Here is a 26515-nt window from a genome sequence, read left to right on the forward strand (position 1 = left end):
ACTCACGGTCTTCCCACCACCGACAATTCTGTCGCCATGCAGCGCTCGAAACTGTAAGCCTCTGATGTGAAGTCGGCTGCAGCCCCCCCAAGTGAATGGGCCAACGCCTCGTTCTGCAGCAGGAGTGAGAGACCGTCACGTACCTGCTCAACGCTCGCGCCTACCAACAGGCCGTTCAGATCGTTACTGATTACATTGCGAATGCCAATGGCATCGACTCCCACGCAAGGCATGCCGCAGGCCATGGCCTCGATCAACGATTTCGGATGCCCTTCGCGCTGTGAGGTGATGGCAAACACCCTATGCTTCTGCAGTTCTGCGGGCAGCTTCACGTTTTCCAGGTTCCCCGGCAGCGATAACTCTACCCCGAGTTCCGTTGCCAAGTCGTGAAGGCGCCCCCGCTCCTCCCCCTCTCCGATGATGGTCAGCCGACAGCCAAGGATGCCGGAGCAGGCCCGCAGCAAGAGGTCGAAGCGTTTCACTGGTGAAAGTCTGCCGACAGTCACCACCGACATCGGCTTTTTATCGATGCCGGCCAATGGCGTGAAAACGGCCGTGTCGACGAAATTGGGCACCAAAGTGATCTTGTCCGCCGGCAGCTGGTAGCGATCCCGCACCCAGGTGGAAAGATCCTCCGTCGGCAACAGGCAATGAGTAGCCGCCCGGAACGCCCGCGCTTCCTTCGTTTGATACCTGGCGGTTGCCGTTGTCATTCCGTCCACCGTCTCCAGATACTCTCCTTTCACATAGCCGCAGCGCAGCACGATAGGTTTATTCCAGACATGGGCTGCCCGGGTATAATAGTGAGCGCCGTCGCTCTGATTGGTCTTGATCACATCAGCCCATCTTCCCAGAGAGCGGTGCGTCCAGGGCAACAACGGCAGCAATACCGGATGTGGAAAACGCACAGCACTGATCCCCTCCGGCAGGAGCGGAAGAGAGCCACGATCGAAAGTGAGGATTCTCACCTGCCACCCCCGCCGCACATACTCCCTGTAGGGCATAAGCTCTCGTTGCAGACTTCCGACACGGTCCCAGACTTTCAATCCCATGCCGGGGGTCATGCATAACAATAAATTTGACACTAACTATTCATCCTATTAGTTGTCTATTCGGACTACTTGTTCTACGGCTACAATTACCCCAATGCGCAAAACTTGTGGTTTAAATTTGCCTAACACTTTATAATCCTTCGCATATTAATAGCGAAGGAGTTCACCCGAATGGTTAAAGACATCCTTGGTTTTCAGTTTGTCGCAGCCCGCCAGGTTCTCACATCAGTGACTGGCCTGGAACTGCTCGCCGCCCTCATCCGCCGTCTCGACCTGGTCCGAACCATCAGGAACGAGATCCGCGCTAAGAAGATTGACTACGGTTTCCGGGAAGAAGAGCATCTGATTCCATTGATTCTCAATATCGCCTTACGCCGCACCAGTTTTACCGATATCGCCTGGCTGGCGCGGGAATCGCCGCAGGGAGAAGCTAATCGGACATACAAATTGCATATATTTCACCATAGCGAATATCAAGATTGACAACGCGAATATTACATTCACCAAGTTCTTGCGCAAATTGCTCCTGTGTATATTCAATGTAATGAGTGTCATCAAGGCGATACTCAAGACCAAGTCTTTTCTTATACATAACAATCCATTCTCTAGTTATGAGGGGTACACGTATCAAAAAGCGCTTCTCATATGGTTTGCGCCAAGGCAATTCTGTTAGAAGTTTATGCAAAAAATAGCTTCTGTTTTTGATGTGCTCTAAAACATTAGATAGTACAACACAGTCAATTGGCTGAAGCTCTTGATAAAAAAAACACGTAGCATCTGCACAGAAATATTCTATATTAGGTAACTGAAACGTTTTTTTTGCTTCTTCAACCAGAGACTGCTGCAGTTCGATACCATAAACTTTGGCAACTTTACCAGCTAACAAATGAGCCATAATACCTGTATTGCTTCCAACATCTAATACAGTCCAGCTTGTCTCTACATGATTATAAAACCATGACTCATATTCCAAAATACTATGCTTTGGATGAAGCCCCTCTTTACTAATGATTATTGCCAGTTCGCTTGATAACCTGTAGCAGTAGGAGTGTAGCCTTAGAACCGGCCTAATTAACTGGGAAGCGGTTAACTTGTTAATTAGAGCCATCTTTAGCACTTTCTTAAGTCTCACGGACGATGTACCCTCCATTGATTAGCATCGGTAATGTCAGATTCTCCTAGCAAAGCTAATGATAAAGCAATTCCCCAAGTAATCATGGCAGCACCGTGTAAATCGCCAACCAATCTACCATCACTTACATGCGCACCATAATAATGGGTTTGTGCACCATGAACATAGAAAGAAAAACCTCCATCCATCCTGAAGAACTTTTCAATTTCTTCTAACGCTTTTAAAGCGAGATCATGAACATCAAGATCTCTGTATCCTAATGGAACTCCCTTTTGGGCCTCGTGTACTACAAAAAGACGATTTACAAAGCCACAGCCATCTGATTCAAAGGATAAAGACAGGGCTAGGTCCATTAATTTACGACAATCAGGATAAGAACGATCCAGCCACTGAAATCCAGTTAGAATTTTCATTGCACCATTAATCTTCATTTGATCCGATGGACGACCATTAAACCAAGCACCATGTTCAGCATTCCAAATACTAAGCAAAAAATATTCTATTTCATCAATTAACTCTTCAAATTTAACTGCATTATTCACAAACAATTTATTTGCAGCAATAAAAAAAATCAGATGGCTGAGATGGCTTCCAGCTGCCCAAGGTTGAGACCAATCGAACTGTTCAAGATAACTACGGACTTCAGATGGTGTTGTAGCTTCAAGAGGCAATGATGTCTTAAGTTGAGCGCCTATCATGAGTAATGAGGCAGCAGACTGTCTAGTTTCGGCTCTTACGTTGCGAATTTTAAGCTCTCGAATTGAGAGTCCACGCCCCAATGCTCTTTGACAAACAAACTTTACAAATTCTATCCAATTAGAAGGGGAGGACTGCCTATCAAGCCAAGGATCAAAAAAGAATCCTGATTCGTTTTGGAAAGACTGTATAAAATGAATACAACCATCTTTCCTTTCCTTGGGCCATTCATCCCATATAGTAGATTGCCACGCAGCTTTCATGGCATAACAGGTTGAAACCAATGCTTCTTTACCATTGGTTGGAACAAATGAGCCGCCTAGACAGAACCGAAAACGACCAGGTTGCAGTCCATCTGACAATGCATCTAACCAGTTTTTCAGTCTCGAACGACACTCAACGATGTCCATAAAATCTCTCAATTTTGCTGTTGAAAAGTTCCTTCAGTCTCAATCCTTTCAAAATGCAGTGCATCTGTAAAAAAGAGAACAAAGACAACTTTTTCGGACTTAGACCTTCATTGTTTATTGCAAAAACTAGCTCTTTACAAAAACCATAATATAAATCAACAACCTCACTGATTTCTGGGACCCTAATCATGCTCTGAATTGCCTTGTAATTTCTAACTATCTGGTCGAGCAGTGCAGGAATTTCATCAGCACAGCTGAAGGTCGCTCCACCAGCACCGACAATTACGGGATTCCCGCCATCCCTCAAAACAAGAGCAGGCAAACCACACGAAAGCGCTTCAATAAGAGAGTTTGAGCAAGCTTCTTTTTGTAAAGCGGTAATATAGATATCGTGCTGTTTCAATTCGCATGCAAGTTCATCGCTTTTTAATGGCTTTATCATCTTGATATTTTCAAATGTTATGGGGCTGTTCCCCACAAAAGTCATTTCATATCGAGCAAAATCTAGGTGCTGATCGAGCCATTGATATACTTCAAACCCCTTTTTCCAATTAGATGACCAACTAGATGCTATCAATCTAATTTTTCTAAACTGAGAGAACTCAATTCTGTTTTTACTATTGAATACATCAGAGTTTGGGGCATTAGAGATCAGTGTTTCATGTGAAGTTGGCTTTAGACCTAATCTGAAATTTTCCGCTCTCGACCATTCTGACTGAAAAACTGTAGCATCAGCAATAATTCGATTAACTGTGTACACAATTAAATCACGTAAATCACTTGACATATTATATAGTTGTATAGGACCATCTATGCGATGCATAAATACTTTTTCAGGAAAACCTTTCTTTGCCTGCAATACATCATCAATATGTTGACAACTATTGAATATGATTAGATTAGCACTTTCTACAGTCTCTGAATAAACGCCTTTACTGCGTAATCCGTCTCGCAATGCTTTTAAAAATTGATGAGATCCTCCATATGGACCATCAACCAATTCACATAGAATATGTACCTTACACATAACCTGAGCTTCCATGTATAAATGACATAAGGGCCTTCGCTTGATTTTCGCAACTGTATTTGGCTCTTGCAGGATGAGCGTTTATTGGTCCACTACCTGCTAAGGCTTCCATACATAACTTTATATCGCCACCATAATCTTCGATAAATACTACACCATTAAAATAATCTTTTAACTTTTCATATGAAGGTATCCTATTTGCTATAATAGGTATTCCGCTCACAGCAAAAACCAACGCCTTAAATGAGCTATGGCCATTATTATAATGATCTCCGATAATACTGCGAGGTAATAAGGCTATGTCGCAGCGGAGTATATTGTTCTTGAAAGTTTCATACCGCCATTCATAAAAACTAAAATTAAAACAAAAATCAATAGATAGCGCGCGCTTGTCACTAATTATATTTATTCTATTATTAATAATATCTGCATATTTATTAAGTTCAAGTGCCTTAGAAGACACGCCAGACCAGCCAAAAATTGGATTACAGTAATTCAGAGTATGTTTTATGATGTCAAAATATTCAGTATCGACAGGATCATCCATGACAAAAATATTACCGTTGAATTTACGGGCGCTTGCAGCAATATTGTCTGTAGCACAAATAATACCATCACAGTTATCTGCAATTTTTCTCTGATAATATATGTGTTTGTCTGTAGCGTGGTTATGCTTCTCAAAATAATTAACTACAGCATCAAAATAGATCATAGATGATCTGTTCCTTAAATATTTTATTAGTAAGTAAAATTGCTTGGATGGTAAACGGTATACTATAGATACATCATATTTTATGAATGGATTATTGATATGTACTTTTACACCTAGTCTATTATAGTATTTTACCATCTGAAGCACGCGAATCCAGACAGATGCGGGCACCGCATTGTAATCTCTTGTCAATGTTGGAACAAACAAGCCTAATCGCAAGACTATTCACCATATGTAATGAACATAGTTACTAATACTCACGTATCAATTAATGCAAAACTTTTTTTTGCTTTTTGCAGCAGTTGATCATATAAAAATAATAAATACTTAAAACAAAATTTGAAGTTCCACGTGCAAGTATAATTCCAGTAACGCCCATCAGCTTACCAAATAACGGTACAAAAAGCAATGGAGAGAGGGTGTTTATCAACCAAACGACAGTTGCTTGTTTTTTTAAAGCATGTGCTCTGATCAGGGTGCCACTTAAGAAAGTTGGTGAACCGAGAAAAACGCACAATATAAATAACTCTGCATAAAAGACACTATCGGAATACTTTTCGGTAAAGAAAAGTGGGTAGACTACTGGTACAACGAAAGCTAATAACATGCAGATGCAGGCCATGCCGGCTATCAGATATTTCTGCCGTTGTTGGGTCCAGCGGGCTGCATCTTGCAACGGCATCTCTGCCTGTCTGGGTAGAAAAATTTGCGTCAAAATGCCTGAAGGAGTTTTATAAAAATAGGTATAGAGCAGCTCCCCAACTGCAAACGCTGCCAAGGCCTTCACGCCCGAATATGAACCGATGACCAGCTTGTCAAAATAGACGGAAAATGTTCCGATAAAATAAAGTACTGTCGAATAGCTTCCGAAGCTGAGATATTCACTAGAAAGCTCCCGGTTCGCTTGCCCGGAGAGCATGATGCCGAAGGAAGCAGCGAGATTCGCAACGACCTGGATCAGGGTCTGCACGCCAAAGACCACGACGAGGTTGGGGCTGACCTGCAGCACTATCGCAGTGGCCACCAGTTGAACAAGCCGCACCGGCACCGACCACCAAAAGATTGCCTTGAAGTTCTTCTTGCCATTCCAGTAGCATTGCTGAGTATCCAACCACAGCCCCGGTCCGAGGACGCCGGCAACCGCAAAGATTCCTCCTCTTAATAGATCGTTGTGCCAGAAATAGTAATAACCTGAGATCCCGAGTAGGACTGCACCACCGAAAGTGCTGCCGATGATCTCATACCACGTTCCACGCCTGAAGTTTCCGTCATATCCTTTGGCAACTGCTCCGGTAATTGAGGTCGAAATACCGGGCAAGCCGAAAGGACTCAAAAGCCCAATAATGGTCGCAACCCAGATGATGAGACCATAATCTTCCTTTACCAGATAACGAGTGAGCAGGAATTGACTTGCCAGACCAGCAAGGGAAAAGATAACGAGTTTCAAACCGAGGTAGCTGCCAGCAGAGCGAAAGTATGCGGAGGCGAACGGTCTACGCCAGGAAAAGTTGCTCATTCTGTTTTGAAAACTCTATTTCGAATCTGTGAATAGATGTGTCGAAGTCTGTCTGAATAGAGTACAAAAAACGAGCAAGTAAAAAATGATACAAAGAATGCCTTTAGCACCATGTTGCGGCGAATCGGTTTTGTTTTTTTGTCAGGTACGTTAGCTTTTTGCAGCACGCCAAATGGCGACATGTCCTTATTTTCTGATAACCCTGCAATCTCGTGCTGTTTTACCAGCATCTCCAGCATAGCCTCTTGAATCTTAAACTCACGCATCAGGCGTAAATATTCCTGTCCCAGTTGAGGGACCTTGCCCAGTTGGGGGATTGAACTGCTGGAGCCGTTTTTGCCTTCAAGTCCTGTTATTTGTCCACGCAGTTGAGCAACAGCGGCTTTGGCGCTCTTTACCTCCTGACTGTTGTCGGTAAATTGCCGTTGCAACGTACCAAGCTCGACTTCCCTGATTGCCAGTTGTGCTCGAAGCTGGGCTACATTTTCGATAGATGCTTTAGCTTGATCTGATACAGAAAATGATTTGTTTTTGCTTTGAAACTCCTTCAATGCTTCTTCAGATTTGTTAAGATTTGACTTTGTATATTCTATCTGCTTTTGAAAAAACAGCTTATTGTCACTTGCTTTTCTTGTCTGTATACCAGCAGCAAGTTTGCCGAGCTCACTTACGTATGCATTAGCTAGATCAGCAGCCATCTTTGGGCTTTTGTCGTTAACCTGTATAGTAAGCACCCCATCCATTTTGCCCAACGAAACATCAACCTTGTTGTCGAGCACCTTATAGGCATCGGCTCGGAACTTTAGCTTGAACCGGTTCATCAGATTGAATTTGTCGATAACCGGGTCTTTAATGGCCTCGCTCTTGAGCATGGTGACATATAATTCACCATTGGTTTTTCCTCCAAGAGCCCCACCGACCATGGCTGCCAGTCCTCCGAGTTGCGCCATTATGGCCTCATCGGTTGGGATAATCATGGTTGTAGCGGTGTAGATGTTGGGCATGAAGAGGCTGATGACAGCAGTGATGACAGAGGCTACTAATGGCACACTGATAATCAGCCTCCAGCGCCGGGCGAGAATCTCAAGGTAATCCAGTAGACCGTGAATCTGGGGATTGGCCGATTCATCCATAACGACAGAAGTTTGTTCGGATTGATGCATGTGTGCTCCGGATGGCAGTATGACTAAAAACCTTTGAAAGACGACCTGATGAGGACCGCTGAAGATGGCACATACAAAGCGAGGCATTCGGAAAAACAGCGATACCAAGGCTATGCAAAAGAGAGAAAAACATGACCAGTAGAGCGACAAAACGTGAAGGCACTTGCGTCTTAACTCAAGGTAATCGCATATAGCCGGCTGATATCATTCAAAAATATTGACTCAACGTGCCTGTCTGTCAATTTCATCAACTGCCTGAATTAACGGGTGAAATCTGAGCTAACCTTTGTTTGGGGGATAGTTCCGAAATATATGTGGCGCAACGACAGTAGCGGCAACCTTGCTGCGACCCACTCATCAAGTGCCTTATTCAACATATACTTCGTCACCTATCCCTCTGTGAGATTCTACATCCCCGCAACAACCCCCACCATCAGGGCGACCTGGCCCAGAATGGTGGCTATGTCCTTGATCTCCCGCGTCCAGGCGATCCGGTCCATCTCCTGGGGCACGACAATGGTGTCACCCGCATCCAGTGGGGTCGATTTGAAGCCGCCGAAGGACCAGCTCCGCGCATCTTCGTCCCAACTGATTCCGGAACCTGACTGGGCCCTGCTTACCACCGTGCCGTCAACCTTGATCACGTATATCTCGTCCTCGTTGGCATTGCTGGTGGGGCCACCGGCCTTCCTCAGGTAATAAGCCACATCCTTGCCGGGGCGCTGGACCAGGTTGGTCGGACTGAACACTTCGCCGTAGACCATGACCGTACCGGTGGACTGGGGAATCTCCAGGTTGTCCCCCCCCAGCAGCTCCAGGTCATAGCCGCTCTTCTGCAGCTTGTCCAGGGGGGCGAGGGCGATGGAAACCCTCCCCTCCGCCTTTTCCTTCTTAAGCCGCTGAATGTTCTTCTGCAACCCATCCAGGGCAGCCTGAGTCGCCGCCAACTCCTCCTTGGAGGAAGCCGTTGAGGCCAGCTCGGCCTGTTTCTTGGCAACGCTGTCCTCGGTCTTGGCGAGAATCTCGTCCATCTTCTTCTGCTGGATCTCGGCCACGCTCTTGCGGGTGAACTTGGCCCCCTTCAGATAGGCCCTGTCGGTATAGCCGCCGGCGCGACGGATGACGGAAGAGAGCGTCTCCCCCTTGAGGACCGGATACACGCCGGGGAACATGACCTCGCCGCGCAGGGTTACATAGCGCCCTGTCTCGTCGACCCAGTTGGGGATGCGGCGTATGATCACCTCGTCCATTTTCTCGATCAGGACGTTGTGCGCCGGATTGCCCTTGAGGGCCTCCTCAAGGTCTACGTCGATGATCTGGGCCCTGACACCTTCCTTGTCCACGATGGAGCGGCTAATTTCTGCGCTCTTCAGATAGGCGCTCTTCTTGATATTTCCGGCATTGAATATCAGGTCCCGCAGCGACATCCGCTCGTAGACGCGGTAACTACCCGGCTTCTGCACCTCGCCGCTGATCCTGGCCATGGGCATCTCTTCCATATCCCAGCGGGAGAAGAGGGTGATCCGGTCAAATTCCTTCAGCTCCAGGTTGTGGTCGGGCTCCCCCGCCAGAGCCTGCCCCAGGTTGATGCTGATCTTCTCCTGAAGGTAATCGGGGGGCAGCATTCTGGTGATGACCGCCACGTCGCGGTAGGTCTCGGGAAGAACGTCCTCCGGGCCGAACAGATCCTTGACCCGCATTCCCTTGGCAAGGGCGTAGTCGCCCGGATGCAGGGCATACCCTTCGACCCTGACCTGGCCGCGAAGAACCGAGTTGATGGAAAAGATACGCACCGAATCCATGTGCCTGATGCCGATGGAATCGGTTATTTCCGTGAACTGCTTGTCCCCCTTGCGGGGATCGATGTTGAAATCCCTTACCTGCCTGTTATCGTGGGCATTGATTCCGGCAATCTGGATGCGCTGCAGGCTGCCGGTGACGCTGATGCCGGCCGCCAGCCTGAGCAGGTCGGTCAGTCTTTTTTCGTCTTTGAGCTCGAAGATGGCCGGCCGCCGTACATTGCCCCCGATAGCGGCCACCTTGCGCAGCACCGGCACATAGATGGTGTCACCCGGTTGCAGGCGCACGTCGCAGTTCCTGTCACCCCTGAGGAAGAAATCGTACAGGTCCACGGATTGGGGCAGCTTGCCCACCCGACGGATCTGGATATTGCGCAGGCTGCCGTTTTTGGTGGGACCACCCGCGGCGGTCAGGGCGCTGATCACCGTGGAGAGCGAGCTCAGGTTGTAATCGCCGGGCGAGCGCACTTCGCCGACGATGTAAACCTTCATCATGCGCAGCTTGCCCATATTCACGTTAAGCTGGAAATCCTTGAAGATGGTGGCCAGGCTCCTCCTGAAGAGCTCATGCAGGCCGCCAAAGGGGACTCCCCAGACCTTCACGGCGCCGACCCGCGGCAAAAGCACCTCTCCACTCCGGTTCACCTCCAGCTCATGAACGCCGTCGATACTTCCCCACAGCTGGAGGATGATCCGGTCACCCGGCCCCACCAGGTAGTCGTCGCCCACCGGCACGTCGGTAAGCGACGAGAAAGCGGACGCGTCGGGGCGGAAGAAGTTGTAGCCGAACTGCTCCAACCGCTTCATCTTCAACGGCTGGGGCCTGAACAGCTCATCATCGGACCGGGGGTCGGAGATGGCCCGCTCTATCTCAGACACATCCTCCCGTTCGTTGGAGCTGACCGTTTCCAGATCAACGATGGAGCAGTAACGGTCATAGCGCGACTTCTCGATTTCGGTTATGCGGGAATACTCCATGACCCTGGCACGCTCAGCATCCGACAACCGGGCAAAGTCCGGGTCATCCGCCTTCTCGTTCTCGGTCATGCGGCAGTACTTCTCCATGACCATGCGCTCAAAGTCGGTCATCATACAGAACTTTGATACCTTGCCCCTCTCGTCCTCGGTCATCTGTCGGTATTCCAGCAGCCTGGCCCTGTCCGCGTCCGACAGCAGATCTTCCGGCCTGGAGGGTGCCCCGTTGAGCATCGCCCTGCCGTTCTGCTCCCCCCCCGGAACGGCTGTTCCGTTCTGGGGAGCACCAGAGCCCGCGGGTTGCGGAGTAGAAGGGGGAGTTAAAACTCCGGGCACCTGTTGCGGGAATGTAGGTGTGGAAGAGGCGGAACCCAATGGGGAAGGAGACTGGGCAGCAGACTGTCCGGAGGACTGGCCGAAATACTGGCTGGATGTCTGCGTGGACGTTTTGGTTGAATAGCCGGCTGAATACTGAGCGGGATACTGGGTGGTGGATTGGATCCCTGCCGCCAGGACAGGCAGGGATCCGGAGAGAAGCAGGAGCAGGACGATCAGATATCTATTCAACGGTTACCTCCGAAGTTGGCTGTATCATTACAACACACCTTTTCCCGTTGTCAAGCAACGACATGTAATTATTTCATTTTTGAAGCATAATCCTGGCCGGTATGTCCCGGTAAAACGGGATGGGACAAGCCTGATTCGCGGAAAAATACTGGCACAGCGGCTGAAAGCGTATGAAAACAGCAACGCATGCGGATATCAGACAGCCGCGTTCTTCCTGAAATACGCTATGGCCATGTTCAACCCCTCATCCAGTTGAACCGCAGGCTCCCATCCGAGCCACTGCCGTGCCAGTGAAATGTCCGGCTGCCTCTGTTTCGGATCATCCTGGGGCAGTTCGGCAAAAATGATTTTCGAGGAGCAGCCGGTCTGCTCGATCACCTTTTCGGCAAGCTCTAGCATGGTGAATTCGCCCGGATTGCCCAGGTTGACCGGACCGATGAAACCCTGGTCGTTCTCCATCATGCGGATCATCCCCTCCACCAGGTCGGAGACATAGCAGAAGGAGCGGGTCTGGGAGCCGTCACCGTAGACGGTGATATCCTGATTCCTCAGCGCCTGGAGGATGAAGTTGGAAACAACCCGGCCGTCGTTCTCCGCCATGCGGGGGCCGTAGGTGTTGAAGATCCGTATGATGCGGATATCCACGTTGTTCTGGCGGTAGTAGTCCATCATCAGGGTTTCGGCCACCCGCTTCCCCTCGTCATAGCAACTGCGGATGCCGATCGGATTCACGTTTCCCCAGTACTCCTCGGTCTGGGGATGGATCTGGGGGTCGCCGTAGACCTCGGAGGTGGAGGCCTGGAGAATGCGGGCTTTCACCCGCTTGGCCAGGCCGAGCATGTTGATGGTGCCCATGACGCTGGTCTTGGTGGTCTTGACCGGGTTGTACTGGTAGTGGATGGGGGAGGCGGGGCAGGCCAGGTTGTAGATCCGGTCCACCTCCAGGAGGATTGGCTGGGTGATGTCGTGGCGCACCAGCTCGAAGCGGTGGTTGTCCATCAGGTGGATGATGTTGTCCTTGGATCCGGTGAAAAAGTTGTCCAGGCAGATGACGTCGTGCCCCTCGTTCAGCAGGCGTTCGCACAGGTGCGAACCAATGAAACCGGCGCCGCCGGTAACCAGAATGCGCATTATTTTACTCCATCCGCCCGGCGTTCCCGCTGGGCCAGTTCAAGGTCCGCGTCGGCCATCATCTCCACAAGTTCCCTGAAGCTGGTCTTCTGCTTCCAGCCCAGCTGGCGCCTGGCCTTGGAAGGGTCGCCCAGCAGCAGGTCCACCTCGGCCGGGCGGAAATATTTGGGATCGATGCGAATGACGCTGTTGCCGCTCTTTGTGTCGACCCCCACCTCGTCCACGCCGCCCCCTCGCCACTCCAGCGGCATGCCCAGGCGCTGAAAGACCATTTCGGCAAAGCTGCGCACGGACCAGGTCTCGCCGGTGGCAATGACGTAGTCTTCCGGTTGCTCCTGCTGCAGCATCAGCCACATGGCCTCCACGTAGTCGCCGGCAAAGCCCCAGTCGCGTTTGGCCTCCAGGTTGCCCAGGTAGAGACAGTCCTGAAGCCCCAAGCTGATGCGGGCCGCTGCCCTGGTGATCTTGCGGGTGACAAAGGTCTCACCACGGCGGGGGGATTCATGATTGAAGAGGATGCCGTTGCAGGCGTAGATGCCGTAGCTCTCGCGGTAGTTCATGGTGATGTAGAAGGCGTAGGCCTTAGCGCAGGCGTAGGGGGAGCGGGGATAGAAGGGGGTGGTCTCTTTCTGGGGGGTCTCCACCACCTTGCCGTACAGCTCGGAGGACGAGGCCTGGTAGAATCGGGTATTCAGGCCGGTCTCGCGAATCCCCTCCAGCAGACGCACCGCACCCAGGCCGTCCACTTCGGCGGTGTACTCCGGCACGTCGAAGGAGACCCGCACGTGGCTCTGGGCGCCCAGGTTGTAGATCTCGTCCGGCCGGATGGTGCGCAGCAGGGTGTTGATGGAGCTGGCATCGTTCAGGTCGCCGTAGTGCAGCAGCAGGCGCACATCCTTCTCGTGCGGGTCGCGGTAGAGGTGGTCGATACGGCCGGTGTTGAAGGAGGAGGAGCGGCGGATCATGCCATGTACCTGGTACCCCTTTTCCAGCAGAAGTTCCGCCAGGTAGGAACCATCCTGGCCGGTGATGCCGGTGATGAGTGCTTTTTTCATGCTGTTGGCTCCCGGATGTGCCTAAATTCAATTACCAATCAGAAAGATGACTGAAAATCTTTTCGGTTTCTTCGCGTCTTGGCGTCCTTGCGCGAGACAGATTCTCGGTTCCGTTCTCACGCCCGCTCGCCTTGCTCGCTCAAGACGCAAAAGCGCAAAGTACAGACAAAAAGCAGGGACGAACCAGAGCCATCGATGCCGCAGTCCTGCTCGGCCTTCATCGGCGGTTACACCATAAACCGCTTCAACCGCCAAAGCCCCGGATAACGGAGAAAAATTCTTTCACCTGAATAAATGCAGTTATTCACGCAACGTCACGAAGTTCGCGAAGAAAAACTGATGGATATACAAATCAGTTGAATCGCCTATGTGGCGAAACGCCATTGTTTGACAACTATCTTATTTCTTTGCGTCTTGGCGGCTTTGCGTGAGACCGGTTTTCAAAACAGACCTTTCACACCGCACCGCCATAGTACTCCCGGTACCATTCCACGAAGCGGCGCAGCCCGGTTTCGATGGGGGTGCTGGGCCGGAAGCCTGCATCCCGCGCCAGATCGTCGATATCGGCGCAGGTGGCCGGCACGTCGCCCGGCTGCATGGGCAGCATGTTTTTGATCGCCTTTTTGCCCAGCAACTGCTCCAGCGTCTCGATGAAGCGCCCCAACTCCACCGGACGGTTGTTGCCGATGTTGTAGATGCGGTAGGGAGCGGAGCTGCTGGCCGGATCGGGCGCATTGGCGTCCCACGCCGCATCCCCTTGGGGGGGGCGCTCCAGCACCCGCGCGATCCCCTGGACGATGTCGTCGATATAGGTGAAATCGCGCCGCATCCGGCCGTGGTTGAAGACGTCGATGGCCCGCCCCTCCAGGATGGCCTTGGTAAAGGAGAAATAGGCCATGTCCGGCCGCCCCCAGGGTCCGTAAACGGTGAAGAAACGCAGCCCGGTTGTCGCTAGGCCGAAAAGGTGCGCATAGGTGTGGGCCATCAGTTCGTTGGATTTTTTGGTGGCCGCATAGAGGGAAACCGGGTGATCCACCGTATGGTGCTCCGAAAAGGGGACCCGGGCGTTGGCGCCGTATACGGAGCTGGAGGAGGCGAAAACCAGGTGTTTGACGCCGGTGTGGCGGCATCCCTCCAGTACGTTCAGGAACCCGGCAACATTGCTGGAGATGTAGGCGTGGGGGTTGGTGATGGAGTAGCGTACGCCGGCCTGGGCAGCCAGATTGACCACCAGGTCGAAGCGCTCCCGGCTGAACAGCTCCTCCATCTGCCGAGCGTCCTCCAGGGAGGCGCGCAGGAAACTGAAGCCGGGCAGCGGCTCCAGCAAGCGCAGGCGAGCCTCCTTGAGGGTCTGGTCGTAGTAGTCGTTCAGGTTGTCCAGGCCGATCACCTGGTACCCCTGCTCCAGCAAGTGCCTGCTTAAGTGAAAACCGATGAATCCGGCCGCGCCGGTGACCAGAACCCTGTTGCCCGTATCAAATCCGCATGTGCTCATATATGCCGTTTTTTCAGGCCGACTCTGTACGCGCCGGCCGCCCTCGCTGGTGAAATGGTAGTGAAGCGGCGTTACTATAATCCCAAAATTAGTAAATTACCAGGCAGCTAGTGCGCCACAGCGTAAAATCTTGTCATCAGCAGGGGCGAAAGGGGTACGGGAATAACAGCACGACCCCAAAATCGGACGTGGAACCCAAGACCATAAACCTGAAAGTCGCCATCTTTGCCCCTCCACAGTCACAGGACCAGTCGCGGTCAGCACTGCATTCCTGTTGCGCCAGCGAAATGCGCGGCCTGTTTTCTCTGGACAGCCCGTCGCGTACATGGAAAAATCCCTCTTCTAGGAGTCTGTCGGGCTTGACCTCAGGGGCGCCCTCTTTTGTGGCCAAGCCGATTAAAAAAGTTCCGTATGTGTTCGTCTTCCCACCGGCAACCTGGTTGATTCAGCCCTTTCAGCGATGACCGCGGTTATTACAGGCTGATTTCCGTTCTTTCTCAATCTATCCGGCAAAGACATGCAACTTTTTGATGTTGTAGGCCATGCAAACCAGGTTCCATTCGCCTGTTACTGCTTCGAAGCCACGCAAAAGAAAGCTTCTGAATCCCATTACCGCCTTGATGATGCCGAAGACCGGTTCCGAGGTGACTTTTCGCTGGGCGTAGATCGCCTTGCCGGAAGGTGTCTTCAGGCGATGCTTCATTCTGGCCACGGAATCGGCATCTTCGGGTAACGGCGGCGGTTCGGCAAAGCGCTCCATCAGTGGCACGTTGTGACTCTGCCGGTCTACGGCAATGTAGGGAGTTATCTCGTTCTCCTCACAGGCAGTTACATTGGATTCGCTGAAGTAGCCACTGTCAGCTACCAGATCGGTTGCCTTGCCAAGCTTCTCAGGCAGCGCCGCCAGGTTCTCCAGGGTCGGTGTCAGCTCCTGTTTGTCATTGGGATTCTGGGTAACATGGGCCGAAACGATGAGCTTTGATGCCGTATCCACACCGGCCTGGGCGTTGTACGTCTGCTCGAATCCGCCACCGGAGGTCGGCATGATCCGCGACTCTTCATCGGTCAGATTGACCTGATCTTTGGCAGTGGGGCCGGATTTGGGCGGTTTCGGCTCTTTCCCCTTGGCCTTCTTGCCCGTTGCCTGCTCCTTCTTGGCCCGTTCGGCGACTTTCTTCTCATAAGCGGCCTGTTCACGAGCATGGCGCTCAGCGGCACGTTTTTTGATCTCGACCTTGGCTGCGGCAATGGCGGAAAGACGCTTTTCCCGACGTTCCAGTTCTTCGGGGATGTTCATGCCGTCCGGAATATCGGCATGGTCCGCTGCCTCGGCCTTTTTGAGCAGTTCGCCAACCTCAGCCTTGATCTGCTCTTCAAGCTTGCAGGCATGCTCATAGCTCAGCGCCTTGTGCTTGGAGGCATTCGCCTTGATTTTGCTGCCATCCAAACTAACGTTGCCCAGTTTCAGCACCTCCATCTGATGAGCGATCAGCAGAATCTGGGCAAACAGCTTGTTCAGTTGCGGCAGAAACCGCCGGCGGAAGGTGGCAATGGTATCGTGGTCAGGATGACTGTTTGCCGCTATGAACCGGAATGCCACGGAGTCGTAGGTGCTGCGCTCAAGCTTCCGGCTGGAGAATACGCCTGTCGCATAACCGTAAAACAACAATGCTACCAGCATCTCAGGGTTATAGGGCTGCGAGCCTCGGCCGGCATAGGTAGCTTTCAAAGAGCGCAGGTCGAGCTGTTCGACAATTTCGACCACAAACCGGGCTAAGTGCTTTTCTGGTAGCCAATCTTGCAGCGATGGCGGGAGCAGATAGGGTGTTTCCCGGTCAACTTCAATAAACTTTGATTTCATAGTCAACCCCGATACCTAACCAGTTGATATTACCGGACAAATATACGGGATGCACCAAGAAAACGCAAGCTAAAGCTGACGACTTATTCAATAAATACAGCAGGTTAACCAATTGAAAACGCCCTGGAGATGACGGCTGAATGCGTTAAGTCCGACAGACTCCTAGTGGCCGGTTCCTGCCGCGCTTCCAGGCTATGCCCCGGCCCATTCCATCCGCCGCCATGGCATCTGCGAGGAAACAATGACATCCTTCCCCATGGATAACGACTCCTTCATCGTGGCAGCCTCGTGGCTGCTCTCTCCCGAAGCGCCTCCCCTGGCCGGTGGCGCGCTGCTGGTGCGTCGCGGCCGTATCGGGGACCTGGGCACCCTGCAGCGGTTGCGGCGCGATCACCCCGTTCCGATCATCGACCATCCCGGCTGCGCCATCCTGCCCGGCTTCATCAATGCCCACACCCACCTGGAGTTGACCCATTTCCCCAGCTGGCGCTTGCGCAGCCAGCTGGAGGAGCACCCGCAGCGCTTCGTGGACTGGATCATCCAGCTGATCAAGGTCAAGCGCGGCCTGACCCCCGACGACATGCGTGCCTCGGCCCGGGAGGGGATCCGCATGTGCCTGGAGTCAGGAACCACCGCGGTGGGGGAGATCGTCACGGCTCGCACGCTGGCGCCGCTGTACCGCGGATCCCGGCTCTCCGGCCGGCTGTTCTTCGAACTGGTGGGACACGACAACTCCCGCTTCCGGGAATTGCTTCGGGAGGCGGTGGAGCTTAGCGGGGAATCTCCGGCCGGGTCGTTCAGCGCGGGGCTCTCGCCCCATGCCCCCTACACCCTGGGGGAGGAGACCTTTCCGCTGATCCGGGAGGCGGCTGCGGGCGCATCCCTGCCGCTGGCCATCCACTGCTCCGAATCAACGGAGGAGACCAATTTCGTCTTCAGCAGCAGCGGCCAACTGGCCGAGAGATTCTACCCCTTCGTGGGGTGGGAGCGCTACCTGCCCCCGCCACGCAGATGCAGCACCAGCCAGCTTCTGGAGCGGGCCGGCCTGCTGACCGATTCCACCCTGGCCATCCACTGCGTACAGGTCAGCCGCGCGGATGCCGAGATCCTGAGGAAGCGCGGCGTCAGCGTGGCCCTCTGCCCGCGCAGCAACGAGCGCCTGGACGTGGGGCGGGCACCGGTGGCGCTGCTGCGCAAGCTGGGGATTCCCCTTGCCCTGGGCACCGACTCCCTGGCCAGCAACGACTCCCTCTCCCTCTGGGACGAGCTGCGCTTCGCCCTGGATGCCTTCGGGGACGAGCTGTCGCCGGCCGACCTCTTCCGCATGGTCACCCTGGGGGGCGCCACCGCCCTGGGGATCCAGGGGGACCACGGCTCTCTGGAGAAAGGGAAGCGGGCCGACTTCCAGATTGTGGGGCAGGCGGGAAAACGGGAGAGCGGGCTTGTGGAGCGGGTCATGCTGCGGGGAGTCGTGGAGGATGTGTATGTGGCCGGAGAGCGGTTCGACGGGGAGCGGACATCGCCCTGAGACAACGGTCGCCAGCCCCGCCAACGAGCCTTCCGCCGCGTCCTGCTACGGCTGTTCCTTCTCCGCTTCCTTCCCGGCCATGGCCGGCAGGTAGAGGCTGAACAACGTTCCGACCCCGGCTTCACTCTCCACGGTAATCAGCCCCCCATGCCTCTTCATGATGGAGTAGGTGGTGGCCAACCCCAGGCCGGAGCGGTCCTGCCTGGTGGTGAAATAGGGATCGAAGACGCTGGAGATCAGCTCGGGAGGGATCCCCTCTCCTTCGTCCCTGACGTCGATCTTCAGGTAGGGGCCCGAATCCAGCGGCAGGGGGGAGCCGGGCGCGAGCAGCAGGTTTTCCGCACTGATGGAGATGGTCCCTCCCTCCGGCATGGCCTGATCCGCATTGATGACCAGGTTGTTGATAACCTGGCTGATCTGCCCTTCGTCAACCTGGCAGGGCCAGAGGTCGTCCGGAATGGTGAAGCTGCAGCTGGCCTGACTGCCGGGGAGCGATGAGAGTGCCCACTCCCTGACCAACCCGCTCAGGGCCGTGACCTGCCTGATCGGCGCTCCCCCCCGGGCGAAGGTGAGCAGTTGCCTGGTCAGGATGCCTGCCCGCAGGGATGTCTTTTCAGCCTGGGTAAGCAGCTTGTACAGCTTGCCGTCTCCGGGGACGAGCATCTGCGCCAGGGAGATGTTACCCAAGATAGCGGTCAGCAGGTTGTTGAAATCGTGGGCGATGCCGCCGGCCAGTAGGCCGAGGGATTCCAGGTTGCGGGCCTTGAGCAGCTCCTGCTCCATTTTCCTGCTGTCGGTGATGTCACGATAGATGCAGTGGGCCATGGCCTTCCCACCGTAGTCGATCGCCTTGAAGCGTGCCTGGATGGTGCGCACCTCCCCCTGCCTGGTCCGATGGCTGGTCTCGAACCGAACTTCCCCCTGTTCCGTCAACATCTCCAGATGTTCTGCATCGGTTTTCGCCAGGTCCGCGATACTGAGCCGGGAGAACTCATCCCGGGAATATCCCAATTGCAGGTGGGCCTGGCCGTTGAAGCGGACGATCGCTCCGCCGCAAGGGTTGACCATCAGGATGCCATCCGGGGAGTGCTCCACCAGGGTGCGGTAGAGTTCTTCGGCCGACCTGCGGGCAACGATCTCGCTTTCCAGGGCTGAGGTGCGTTCGGCCACCTTCAGTTCCAGGGAGTCGTACAGCAGGGCGTTATCCAGGGAGACCGCCAGCTGGCCGGCCAGCAGCATGACCGCATCCAGCCGGTCAAGGGAAAAGGCGTTGCGCCCCCTGCTGTTTTCCAGCAGCAGCAGTGCCCGTGGCTCGCCATGGCTCATGAGCGGGACCGTCAACAGGGAGCAGCGTTCGAGCCCCGTAAGGTACGGGTCGAGCCAGAAGCGGTCATCCTGGGTGGCGTCATGCAGCAGGAGCGGCTCCAGGGTGCGTTCAACGTAGCGGACAACGGAGAGCGGCACGAGCCCCTGGTCGGCAGCCTGTTCCAGGGAAATCCGTGTATCGCCGTTTTCCGCCGGACCCAGCAGGTGCCACCCCTGGCCGTCGCCAGTGCGGATGACAAGCTGCACCCGGGTTGCTCCGGTCATGGCGCCCAGCAGGTCTATCACCCGCTCTTTCAGCCGCTGGAGGGATGTCTCGGAACTGAGCGCCTGGGAGGCGCGCATCATGGCCAGCAGGTCGATGCCGTCGTTGGAGAGAGTGCTGCTCGCCACCTGCGGATACTCCCGCCCCTCCTCCCCGGTGGAGAAGAAAGGAGCTTCTCTTTCGAGCTGGCGCAGCTTGCCGGTCGCGCCCCAGCTGCGGTACAGCTCACGGGCCTGACCCAGCAGGGTGCGACCGGTCTGCTCCAGCCCCTGGGCCAGATGGAAGCGGGCGGCCCGCTCGGTCACCAGTGCCCGGTGCCATGGTCTTTGGCGCCTCCCCGCCTCTGTCATGGCCGCGTCGAAGGAACGGGTGCTCCCCCAGCAGTCACCCGTGGCCCAGGCACGTTCCGCCTCCACCAGCTTCACCAGATGAAGGAAGTTGGTCGGCGCGTGCTCGGCCCGGCATGCCAGCCACTCCCTGCAGACATCCAGTTCAGCCAGCAGTCCGGCACGCTCATCAGGTGTCGCGCTGTTTCGGAGCCGTTCCGCGCATGCCAGGGCCTGCAGCAGGTGGGCCAGGGCCACGGGATAGAATCCCTGGATGTGCGGCACAAGCGGCATGGCCTGTGCCGCATGCCTGATCAGGGCCACCGCGTCACCGAACAGGGCTGCGGCCAGTCCGCGCAGGATGTGAAACGTAACAGCCGCAACGGGGTTTTCGCCCAGTCCGGCCGAGAATGCGGCCTCGTCCAACGAATGGTCGGAAAAGCCGCCCGGAGCATCGGTCGAGCCGAGCAACGCCCGTACGAACTGTTGGTAGGCCAGGAAGGAGGCCAGGGAGAAGCCGTTGGCGGTGCGCCGGGCAAAGGCCAGGGCCTGCTCCAGTTCGGTTACAAGAAGCGTCAGGCTCTCGCCGCACTCCAGCAGGGCAGCCAGGGAGGTGTGGAAGGTGAAACAGGCGTATTGCAGATCCCCTCCCTGCAGCAGCCCCCGGCGCGCCTGAAGAGCCTGGCCGATGCTCCCCTCCAGCGGCTCGGCCCAGTGGGCCGAGAAGAGGGCGAAGCAGTGGCGCACCCAGGAGCTCTCCGGCTCGTAGCCGTGGACTTCTCCCACCCGCAGGGCCAGCCGGACGATGCGGTAGCCGGTCTCGTAGTCGTCGCGCAGGGCTGTGGTGACCACCGGCGCTCCGGCAAGCCCAGCCAGAAGCGCAGGGCAGGGGCCGTGCTCTGCCCAGAGGCGACGCGACATGAGGGTCAGCCAGGCGCTGACCAGGGGATCGTAGAAGAACGCCGGCGCCACCATGCGCTGCAGGAGCCGCGCGGCGGCCAGCATCCGCGGCTCATCGATCTCGCGGCGCATAAGCTCGCGTTCGGCGTCCAGGTCGGCGACCCAGTCGTACAGCTCCCGCAGCCCCTGCTGCACCTCCCCCTCCAGGTCACGGGGGGGAGGGAATCCCAGGCGCCGCAGCAGCTCAAGCCCCAGAGCCACCGCCTCCCGCTGCCGGTTGCGGTTGGAGAGACTGTTGATCTGGATGCAGGCGGCGTCAACCAGTTCCAGCGGGTCGCTGCAGCGTTGCTCCAGGGAGTGAAAGACCGTGTCGGCCTGATCCAGGCGAGCCAGGCAGTAGAGCGCGCCATGCCATTCGGTCTCCAGTGCGACACAGGCCGGGTCATCCCCCCTCATCCCCAGGGAGGTGAGAAGCTCCAAGGACGCCGCCAGAAAACGCTCGGCTGCCCCATGGTTGGCGCTGACGCGCGCATCGCCTGCCGCCCCGTGAAAAAGCCCGGCCACGAAGCGGCGTTCTTCCGAAGCAGTTATCATTTCCAGCGCAGCCAGGTACTGCTCCGCCGCCAGGGAGACGAATTCCGGCAGACGGGCCAGACGACGACCAAGGGTCAGCTGCAGCCGGCTGCGCCGCGACGGTTCCAGTCCGTCATGGGCTGCCTGCTGCACCCGGTCGTGGCGAAAGCGGACGAGGCAGCTGCCATCGCTGCCGGTGGACTCTCCCTGCTCCAGCACCAGCAGCCCATCCTCCAGCGCCGGCCTGATCGCCTCCTGTAACGCGGTGGCGCTCAGGCCGGTCGCAGCTGCCAGCAGACCGGTTTGGGTCTCGCTCCCCAGGCATGCCATGACCTCCAGCAGATCCCGTGTCACCGTCGGCATCCCGGTAATGCGCGCCGCCACCAGGTCGATTACGTCACCTTGGCCCACATGACGACGGATCGCCGCCTCGTCCCAGCGCCAGCCATCCCTCCCCAGACGCAGCACGCCATCCCTGCGCAGCGCATTGAGCAGTTCCATGGTGTCATAGGGGTTGCCCTGTGTCCGTGCACTGAGGGAACGCGCCAGTTCCGTTGCCTCGGCTGTACGCAGGCGGAGCATGTCCGCCACCATCAGGGAGAGGTCGGCGCATGGCAGGTTCCGCAGCCCCAGGTGCACCGGCGCGTCGGCAAGCCGCTGCCATGCGGTCAGTCGGGCAGACAGCGGATGGAGAGGGGCTACCTCTGTCTCGCGATAGGCGCATACCAGAAGGAAACCGTTCAGTTCGCCGGACGTAAGCAGTGTGTTGATGAAGCCGATTGAGCCCTTGTTTGCCCATTGCAGGTCGTCGACCACCATGACCAGCGGATGATCCGGCGAGGCAACGGCGCGCAGCAGCTCCAGGCCGGCCTGGTGCAGCCTGACCTGCGCCTCCAGCGGATCACCGGATATGGCCGCCGGCGCAACCCCCAGGAGGGTGGCAAATTCGGGCAGCGCGGCGGTGATCAGACCGGCATTGCTCCCCACCCTGTCCAGGATGCGCATGCGGTAGCGTCCAAGCTCATCCTCGTTTTCCGCCAGCAGCAGGCAACCCATCGCGCGCAGAGCCTGCGCGACGCCGTCCGAAGCGTGGTCGCGGCGGTACTGATCGAATTTGCCGGACACAAACCATCCCCGTCGCGCCGTGACCATCGGCCGCAACTCGTTGATCAGGGTGGTTTTGCCGATTCCGGGCGCGCCGCTGACCAGCACGCAAGCGCCCTGGCCGGCACAGGCCCGCTCCAGGGCGCTGCGCAGCGCCTGGATCTCCTGTTCCCGACCCACCAGCCGGGATGGCGGCGAGAAACGCAGGGGAAAGTCCTGCTCGCCCAGGTCGAACTGCTCGTCTCCGTCCCGTAGTCGCGCCAAGTCGTGGGCAAGCCCCTCCGCGCTCTGGTAGCGCCGGTCCGGCTCCTTCTCCAACAGACGCATGATGATCAGCGACAGCTGTCGTGGAAGTCGCGGTTCCCGTTCGACCGGCGGTGTGGGTTCCTGCGTCAGGATCTGATGGATCAGTTCAAGCGGGTCCGGGGCGCTGAAAGGGGGAGTACCGGTGGCGAGTTCGTAGAGCGTGGCGCCCAAACCGTACAGGTCGGCGCGCTGGTCCAGGGGGCGCCCCACCCGGCCGGTCTGTTCGGGGGCCAGATAGGGCAGGTTGCCGGCGATCTCGCGGTGATGGATGAAGGGGGGGCGTTCCTCTGCAAAGGTGGTGGCGTGGTCGAAGTCGATCAGGATCGGGGCTGCATCCTCAGCCGACAGCAGGATATTGCCGGGGTTGATGTCCCGGTGCGTCACACCGGCGCCATGCACTGTCGCCACGATATCCGCCAGCTGACGGGCCAGTTTCAGCAGTCGGGGGATTTCAAGGCGCTGGCCGACGATCAGGTGGGCCAGCGATATGTCACCCCCATCCTCAAGAACCAGGGCATTGGCCGGCGAGGTTGCGGTAGCCAGCCGGGAGACGTGTTCCAGATGGTTCAGGCGCCTGATGATGGCCTCTTCATGGCGCAGCCGCTCCATGGCCATGGGGCCGAGGGGCACCTTGAGGATAACGCTTCCCGGGGCGTGCGGTCGCCAGAGCCGGTACACCCGGGTACGATCGCTCTGAAAGAGCGGCTCCCCGCAACCTTCGGGGGCAGGTTCCCGGGTGTGATCCGGTTGATGGTTATGATGAATCAGCTGGTTTATCCCTCGGGCTGTTGCGGGTGATTGCGAAAATAAGTGGGTACGGGGCCGGCTGCCGGAATCCTGTCAGGCGTCCTGCGCGCCAGTGCCGCCGCAGACCAGGGATAGTCCCTGACATGCTCGCCGAACTCCTCTTTGGAGTAGCGATTTACCCGTTGCCGCGCCATCAGGAGCGTCATCAGCAGCGGCAGGGTGAAGATCAGAATGCCGCAGAGCGCCATGAAGGTCTCTCCGATCCAGAGGGTCACCGCGATGTTGAACACCAGCACCGAAAGATAGAGGATCGGCCCCAGCAGCGAATGAAAGGGGATGGTGCGGATTCCGGCGGGAGCGCCCTCATACCGGCGGGAGTCGATCATCTGAAAGGCGCTCACCAGGCAGATGCTGGTCAGCAGCCAGCCGAAATAATTGGAGAGCGGCACCCCGAAGTGGATGCCGTTGGTTCCGTAGCCGTAGATCTGCCCCAGGAACCAGCGCCTCCCCTGGAGCGCCACCGGGTCGATGACGATGTCCAGAAAGGTCTGCAGAAACGATCCCAGGATCAGGACCGACAGGGAACTACGGATGCGACGGGTCTCCAGCGTGACCAGGTTCCAGCGCCAGGCCTTGAGCGGCGAGAGGACAAAGAGCGCCGTGCTGTAGCTGCAGTAGGTCAGGAACACGTAGGAGAGGGAATCGAAGAAGGGCACCCCGGCTACCCACAGCTCACGGCTGCTGGTGCTGTCAATGTAGTAGTACCAGCCATAGGGAAAACCGGTGTTGATGGAGAGCCACTCCGAGCTAAAGGCGATCAGGTAGGCGGCAAGGGTGAAGGTCAGAGTGCGGCGCCACCCCACATGGGGGACGCAGGCCAGCAGGAAAGCGGCAAAGAAGGCAAAAACATAGGGGCGCATGCTTATGGTGCCGATGGCTATATTCAGGTAGTCGTTCATGGTGTCTCAGCTTAAGCCCTTTCTGATCTGGTAGAGTTCCTCAAGATCCAGGCCATTTTTCTCGTAGTAGTCACGCTCCAGCTCCTCCACATAGAAGCGGTCCAGGCCGGAGTTCTCCAGGAAGTCCTCCCGTAGCCCGACGTTGCATTCGGAGATAATGGTGGGGAGCAGGGTGTGCAGGTACATGGCCTCTTTCTTGATGGTGAAGATGGTCTCGTTGAACAGGTGGTCGGGGATGTCGCCCTGGATCCGTTTCCTGGCCTTGAGTTCTTCGGTCACCTCCCGCCGCAGTGCCTGCTGGTCGGCTTTGGTGGTGAAGCGGGAGTAGAAATTGCGGATGCGGTCGCGCACATGCTCCAGAAGCGCCAGGTAGATGCGCTCCTCCTGGTCGATATCCAGAAGCCGCCTCGCCAGGGCCTCAATGGATGATGCGCTGGCCTCGATCTCCTCCAGCCCGTCCATCAGTGCCTGGACCTTGCGGCGGCCGAAGCGCCCCAGGTAGGCGTTTCCGAACAGGTCACGGATGAACAGCTCCCTGAAGCAGTCCCGGCGCAGGTTGTCGAAGGCGGCCTTGTGTTCCACAAGGCCGCGCAGCATCTCGTCGTTGATGCGCACGTTTTCCATGAAGGCCAGGTTGTTGATCAGGTTGGCGACACCGTCGAAGCGGTCCAGGTAGGTGATCACATAGGAAAAGCCGTCCAGCAGGCCCGGGTCGGCGCCGTCGCGGATCTTCTCGTCGCACTCTTTGCTGGCGTCCAGCAGGAGCTGGTCGAAGGCGTGGTCGCGCTTCTCCATGGCGCTCTTCTTGGCCTTTATCAGCCTGAACATGTCTTCCCGGTCGATGCGGCTCTCGATCATCTTCTCCCGCAGGAAGATGCCCTGCAGTATCTGGCGGGTGGTGGCCAGATAGTCGCTCTCCTCCACGCTTGTCAGGTTGCGGCCGTTTTTGAGCATCTCGTCAAGGGTATAGAAAAGCGCTCCGGGGAGCTTGTTGCGCACCGAGAGGGTCTTCAGGCGGGTTAGGCGCGCGTTGTCCAGGCTGCCGATCTCCCCCCTGGCATTGCAGGCCAAAAGGATGCTGCGGTACTCGTCCACGATGCGCCTGTTGGCCGGATGGCGGTACATGACGTCGATGCGGATGCGCTCCTGCTGGTAGCGGTCGATGCGATGCCGTGCCGCCAGGGTCACCAGGCGGCTGTAGTCGTCGTCGGAGATCTTTTTGCTCTGGAAGTAGAGTCGGCGGAACAGGTCGCGGTACTCGCGATGACCGCGGTTGACCAGCTTGATGATGAACAGCTGGGCCGCCTCGTCCTTGAGCAGCGGAAAGATCTCCGTTACCAGGGCGTCGTCGCGCTCCTCGCCCACCGTCTCGGAGCGCTTGAGCACCTTGCCCACCAGCCTGACCAGCTCCTCCTGCTGTTCCTTCAGGGGGAGGGAGAGCCGGCCGGAGTGGACGAAGAAGAAGTAGTTGCAGACCGCGTTGCCGTCCAGGAAGATAGCGTCGTAGCTCTGGCTCCCCGAGGTGAGGTCGCTGAAGCGGACCACGGTGCTGGCGTCGTCCGCTTTAGCGCCGTACATGACCAGGCGGTTGATGATCTCCGGCTTGGTGAGGTCCGAGGTGGGCTGGTCCACGCCGAACATGTACTCGCAGAAGTAGCCGCCGTTGCCCAGATACCCGATCCCCTGGGACGTGATGGTGAACTCGTTGCCCGGCGAGAAGATGCGCAGCCGCTCCTCCTCCTGGACGATATTGAAGAAGTAGCGCTGGTACGCCTCGGTCCCCACCACCATGGCGTAGTACTCGATCCCGTCGGCTGCCTGTCCGTGAAGTCTGATGTCCTTGTGCATAGGTTTGATCCCCCGGAGTCCGGGGAGGGGCGGCGCCGAGCCTCC

At 56.2% G+C, this 26515-nt stretch carries 17 protein-coding genes; 2 read left to right on the top strand and 15 right to left on the bottom strand.

Annotated elements, in window-relative coordinates:
• Positions 1 to 2: 2 nt before the first annotated feature.
• A complete protein-coding gene (locus tag PPRO_RS19830) occupies positions 3 to 1004 on the bottom strand; it encodes a glycosyltransferase family 4 protein (RefSeq protein ID WP_198138298.1) in 1002 nt (333 codons plus the stop codon).
• Positions 1005 to 1223: 219 nt separating this feature from the next.
• Here PPRO_RS19830 and PPRO_RS21055 point away from each other — a divergent pair, with 219 nt between their 5' ends.
• Complete coding sequence (locus PPRO_RS21055; protein ID WP_011737205.1) at positions 1224 to 1535, top strand: hypothetical protein; 312 nt, start codon at positions 1224 to 1226, stop codon at positions 1533 to 1535.
• On the opposite strand, the gene PPRO_RS20395 is transcribed toward PPRO_RS21055, so the two are convergent.
• The 11 genes from PPRO_RS20395 to PPRO_RS16950 form a co-directional block, all read right to left on the bottom strand.
• Positions 1483 to 2184 carry a class I SAM-dependent methyltransferase gene (locus tag PPRO_RS20395; protein WP_198138299.1) on the bottom strand — a complete coding sequence of 234 codons (702 nt, stop codon included), beginning with the start codon at positions 2182 to 2184 and terminating at the stop codon, positions 1483 to 1485. The genes PPRO_RS21055 and PPRO_RS20395 overlap by 53 nt on opposite strands.
• Entirely contained in the window at positions 2181 to 3290 is a 1110-nt protein-coding gene (locus PPRO_RS21060) for a hypothetical protein (RefSeq protein WP_157040051.1), read from the bottom strand. Before PPRO_RS21060 ends, PPRO_RS20395 begins: the two co-directional genes overlap by 4 nt.
• A complete protein-coding gene (locus PPRO_RS21065; protein ID WP_198138300.1) occupies positions 3277 to 4317 on the bottom strand; it encodes a glycosyltransferase in 1041 nt (346 codons plus the stop codon). The genes PPRO_RS21060 and PPRO_RS21065 overlap by 14 nt, the downstream gene beginning before the upstream one ends.
• Positions 4310 to 5029 (bottom strand): hypothetical protein, encoded by a 720-nt coding sequence (locus PPRO_RS16915; RefSeq protein ID WP_041532398.1) that lies wholly within the window; start codon positions 5027 to 5029, stop codon positions 4310 to 4312. The genes PPRO_RS21065 and PPRO_RS16915 overlap by 8 nt, the downstream gene beginning before the upstream one ends.
• A 268-nt stretch (positions 5030 to 5297) precedes the next feature.
• Positions 5298 to 6545, bottom strand: coding sequence for a lipopolysaccharide biosynthesis protein (locus PPRO_RS16920; protein WP_011737210.1), 1248 nt, complete (start codon positions 6543 to 6545; stop codon positions 5298 to 5300).
• Positions 6542 to 7708, bottom strand: coding sequence for a GumC family protein (locus PPRO_RS16925; RefSeq protein WP_011737211.1), 1167 nt, complete (start codon positions 7706 to 7708; stop codon positions 6542 to 6544). The genes PPRO_RS16920 and PPRO_RS16925 overlap by 4 nt, the downstream gene beginning before the upstream one ends.
• Before the next feature lie 407 nt (positions 7709 to 8115).
• Positions 8116 to 11049 (bottom strand): polysaccharide biosynthesis/export family protein, encoded by a 2934-nt coding sequence (locus PPRO_RS16930; protein WP_011737212.1) that lies wholly within the window; start codon positions 11047 to 11049, stop codon positions 8116 to 8118.
• A gap of 195 nt (positions 11050 to 11244) precedes the next feature.
• Positions 11245 to 12180: a UDP-glucuronic acid decarboxylase family protein gene (locus PPRO_RS16935; RefSeq protein ID WP_011737213.1), complete on the bottom strand. Its 936-nt coding sequence runs from the start codon at positions 12178 to 12180 to the stop codon at positions 11245 to 11247.
• A complete protein-coding gene (gmd, locus tag PPRO_RS16940) occupies positions 12180 to 13235 on the bottom strand; it encodes a GDP-mannose 4,6-dehydratase (protein ID WP_011737214.1) in 1056 nt (351 codons plus the stop codon). Before gmd ends, PPRO_RS16935 begins: the two co-directional genes overlap by 1 nt.
• 454 nt (positions 13236 to 13689) lie before the next feature.
• Positions 13690 to 14730 (bottom strand): NAD-dependent epimerase, encoded by a 1041-nt coding sequence (locus PPRO_RS16945; protein ID WP_011737215.1) that lies wholly within the window; start codon positions 14728 to 14730, stop codon positions 13690 to 13692.
• Positions 14731 to 15232: 502 nt separating this feature from the next.
• Positions 15233 to 16591, bottom strand: coding sequence for an IS1182 family transposase (locus PPRO_RS16950; protein ID WP_011737217.1), 1359 nt, complete (start codon positions 16589 to 16591; stop codon positions 15233 to 15235).
• A 241-nt stretch (positions 16592 to 16832) separates the two neighbouring features.
• Here PPRO_RS16950 and PPRO_RS16955 point away from each other — a divergent pair, with 241 nt between their 5' ends.
• The gene (locus tag PPRO_RS16955) at positions 16833 to 18119 is read left to right on the top strand and encodes an amidohydrolase family protein (protein WP_011737218.1); all 1287 of its coding nucleotides are present in this window, start codon (positions 16833 to 16835) and stop codon (positions 18117 to 18119) included.
• Positions 18120 to 18164: 45 nt separating this feature from the next.
• Here the strand turns inward: PPRO_RS16955 and PPRO_RS16960 are convergent, their stop codons facing one another.
• From PPRO_RS16960 to PPRO_RS16970, 3 genes are all read right to left on the bottom strand, one after another.
• Positions 18165 to 23531 (bottom strand): AAA family ATPase, encoded by a 5367-nt coding sequence (locus tag PPRO_RS16960; RefSeq protein WP_011737219.1) that lies wholly within the window; start codon positions 23529 to 23531, stop codon positions 18165 to 18167.
• Positions 23532 to 23689: 158 nt separating this feature from the next.
• Complete coding sequence (locus tag PPRO_RS16965) at positions 23690 to 24622, bottom strand: carotenoid biosynthesis protein (RefSeq protein WP_011737220.1); 933 nt, start codon at positions 24620 to 24622, stop codon at positions 23690 to 23692.
• Between the two features lie 6 nt (positions 24623 to 24628).
• Positions 24629 to 26470 carry a TIGR04442 family protein gene (locus PPRO_RS16970; protein WP_011737221.1) on the bottom strand — a complete coding sequence of 614 codons (1842 nt, stop codon included), beginning with the start codon at positions 26468 to 26470 and terminating at the stop codon, positions 24629 to 24631.
• Positions 26471 to 26515 lie beyond the last annotated feature (45 nt).

This window comes from Pelobacter propionicus DSM 2379 (assembly GCF_000015045.1).
GTDB classification, from domain to species: domain Bacteria; phylum Desulfobacterota; class Desulfuromonadia; order Geobacterales; family Pseudopelobacteraceae; genus Pseudopelobacter; species Pseudopelobacter propionicus.

What these genes read in the sequence shown, in the direction of transcription:
- PPRO_RS16955 (WP_011737218.1), top strand. Translation starts at nt 16,833, where the DNA reads ATGACATCCTTCCCCATGGATAACGACTCCTTCATCGTGGCAGCCTCG.
- PPRO_RS16945 (WP_011737215.1), bottom strand. Translation starts at nt 14,730, where the DNA reads ATGAGCACATGCGGATTTGATACGGGCAACAGGGTTCTGGTCACCGGC.
- PPRO_RS16965 (WP_011737220.1), bottom strand. Translation starts at nt 24,622, where the DNA reads ATGAACGACTACCTGAATATAGCCATCGGCACCATAAGCATGCGCCCC.
- PPRO_RS21055 (WP_011737205.1), top strand. Translation starts at nt 1,224, where the DNA reads ATGGTTAAAGACATCCTTGGTTTTCAGTTTGTCGCAGCCCGCCAGGTT.
- PPRO_RS16960 (WP_011737219.1), bottom strand. Translation starts at nt 23,531, where the DNA reads ATGGCCATGGAGCGGCTGCGCCATGAAGAGGCCATCATCAGGCGCCTG.
- PPRO_RS16915 (WP_041532398.1), bottom strand. Translation starts at nt 5,029, where the DNA reads ATGATCTATTTTGATGCTGTAGTTAATTATTTTGAGAAGCATAACCAC.
- PPRO_RS16925 (WP_011737211.1), bottom strand. Translation starts at nt 7,708, where the DNA reads ATGCATCAATCCGAACAAACTTCTGTCGTTATGGATGAATCGGCCAAT.
- PPRO_RS16970 (WP_011737221.1), bottom strand. Translation starts at nt 26,470, where the DNA reads ATGCACAAGGACATCAGACTTCACGGACAGGCAGCCGACGGGATCGAG.
- PPRO_RS16920 (WP_011737210.1), bottom strand. Translation starts at nt 6,545, where the DNA reads ATGAGCAACTTTTCCTGGCGTAGACCGTTCGCCTCCGCATACTTTCGC.
- PPRO_RS19830 (WP_198138298.1), bottom strand. Translation starts at nt 1,004, where the DNA reads ATGCCCTACAGGGAGTATGTGCGGCGGGGGTGGCAGGTGAGAATCCTC.
- PPRO_RS16950 (WP_011737217.1), bottom strand. Translation starts at nt 16,591, where the DNA reads ATGAAATCAAAGTTTATTGAAGTTGACCGGGAAACACCCTATCTGCTC.
- PPRO_RS21060 (WP_157040051.1), bottom strand. Translation starts at nt 3,290, where the DNA reads ATGGACATCGTTGAGTGTCGTTCGAGACTGAAAAACTGGTTAGATGCA.
- PPRO_RS21065 (WP_198138300.1), bottom strand. Translation starts at nt 4,317, where the DNA reads ATGTGTAAGGTACATATTCTATGTGAATTGGTTGATGGTCCATATGGA.
- PPRO_RS16935 (WP_011737213.1), bottom strand. Translation starts at nt 12,180, where the DNA reads ATGCGCATTCTGGTTACCGGCGGCGCCGGTTTCATTGGTTCGCACCTG.
- gmd (WP_011737214.1), bottom strand. Translation starts at nt 13,235, where the DNA reads ATGAAAAAAGCACTCATCACCGGCATCACCGGCCAGGATGGTTCCTAC.